Annotated in this window: 1 protein-coding gene and 2 pseudogenes; all 3 read left to right on the top strand. The window is 71.6% G+C overall.

Annotated elements, in window-relative coordinates:
* Positions 1–295: 295 nt before the first annotated feature.
* Positions 296–688: a metalloregulator ArsR/SmtB family transcription factor gene (locus UG55_RS26725; protein ID WP_066074727.1), complete on the top strand. Its 393-nt coding sequence runs from the start codon at positions 296–298 to the stop codon at positions 686–688.
* A pseudogene (locus UG55_RS44980) lies at positions 688–1001 on the top strand (SRPBCC domain-containing protein); the annotation flags it as partial. The gene UG55_RS26725 and the pseudogene UG55_RS44980, both read left to right, overlap by 1 nt.
* Before the next feature lies 1 nt (position 1002).
* A pseudogene (locus UG55_RS44975) lies at positions 1003–1203 on the top strand (polyketide cyclase); the annotation flags it as partial.
* Between the last annotated feature and the right edge of the window lie 606 nt (positions 1204–1809).

Genomic DNA, 1809 nt, shown 5'->3' with positions numbered 1-1809 from the left:
GGGAAGAGCTGCCCTCAGCTTCACCGCCCTGCTGCGACAGGGCAGAGGTGGTGGTCTTTCACCTCCACTCGGGTTGTGGGCGCCTCGTGGCGCACCTTTTCGTACTCGCAAAAAGCGTCGAGGACAGCTGACCCGGCCGCGGCCCGGGGCGGGGCGGGGCGGGCAGGGCCACGGCGGGCGGGCGGGCGGGGCCAGTCGAACCCCCGACCACCCAAAGTCCTCAACCAGATGGTTGACATCCCGAGCGGCCGGCGCCTAGGGTCATCGTCAACCGACTGGTTGAGGAGAGATCGGCGTGGATCAGCTTTCGCAGCTCTTCTCGGCGCTCACGGACCCGACGCGGCGGGACCTGGTCGCCCGGTTGACCGAGGGTGACGCCACCGTCGGCGAGCTCGCGGCGCCGTATGACATCAGCGTCCAGGCGGTGTCGAAGCATCTGAAGGTTCTGGAGCAGGCCGGCCTGGTCAGCCGGGCCGGCTCGACCCACCGCAGTCCCGTGCATCTCGAAGCCGAGGTGCTCGACCTGATGACGGGGTGGATCGAGCGCTACCGCCGGCGGGCGGAGGAGCGCTACCGGCGCCTCGACGCGCTCCTGGCCGCGATGAACGCCAGCCCGGCAGACCAGGACCGGGCCGGCCCGAAGGACAAGACCGCCCCAGACGAACAACCGATGAGAGGAACAGCGTGATGACCGGCAACGACAGCACCGCCACCATCGAGACGACCCGCATCGAGGCCGACCCGGACGTGCCGCTGATCCGGTTCACCCGGGACTTCACCGCCACGGCGGAGCAGTTGTTCCGCGCGCACACCGACCCAGACCTCTTCGCGCGGTGGGTCGGGCCGGACGGCATGGACACGACGATCGAGCACTGGGATGCCACCAGCGGCGGAAGCTGGCGCTACGTCGCCCGCCGCGACGGCGTCGACTTCCGGTTCCGCGGCTGCTTCCACGAGGTCCGCGCGGACCGGATCGTGCAGACCTTCTCCTTCGAAGGCGCNCCGGACAGCGTGGCGCTGGAGACGCTGTGGTTCACCGACCTCGGCAACGGCCGCACCCGGCTGCATGCCCAGTCACTCGTCGAGAGCTTCGAGGGCCGTGACGAATGGCTGCGCAGTGGGATGGAGTCCGGGGTGAACGAGGGCTACGCCAAGCTGGCCGCCCTGGTCTCCTCGGGTGCCGTCTCCTCGGGTGCCGTCTGATCGGAGCGCCTGGTTTCGTCGCCCGGGTTCGCTCGACACGACGCAGCTGCGGCGGCACGCACCGGTGCGGAGTTCGCCGCGGCAGGCGCGCAGGACGGCCGCTACCGGACCCTGACCGACCGGGTCGAACCCGTGCGGCGCGACATCGTCACCTTGGCACTCCCCGAGCTGCGTGCCGACGGCGCCGCTCTGCTATCCGCCTGTGCCCAGGAGGGTCTGCCCCACCACTAAGCGAATTCTCGTGCTAGCCCGGGGCCCCGCCCGCCGCCCGGGGTGACAGACCTGTCTGATCGGACGGGGCGCCCCGGGTGCCGAGCTGGGCCGCGAGGCTCGACGGGCGACGGCCCCGGGCCGGTATCGGGACACCACGGCCCCACCCGTTCCGATGTTCAGCACCCCGCCCGTGGGCACCTCGGCCCGCGGCGACCCGATCGAGGCACGGCCAGCGGGCCACCGCACCCGGCGGAACCCGCCACAACGCCGCCACCAGGGCTTTCAGAGCCCACACAGGCCCCGCGACAGCTCTCACCCGCCCCCGCGCCGCCCGTCCGCGGGTGTGCGCCGACAGCGACTGAAGGGCTCGTTGTGTCTCCCCTGCCGGAGGGC

The sequence above is a fragment of the Frankia sp. EI5c genome (genome assembly GCF_001636565.1).
GTDB lineage: Bacteria > Actinomycetota > Actinomycetes > Frankiales > Frankiaceae > Parafrankia.
The sequence above is the reverse complement of the archived record's forward strand: the minus strand, read 5'-3'. Positions and strand labels throughout refer to the sequence as shown.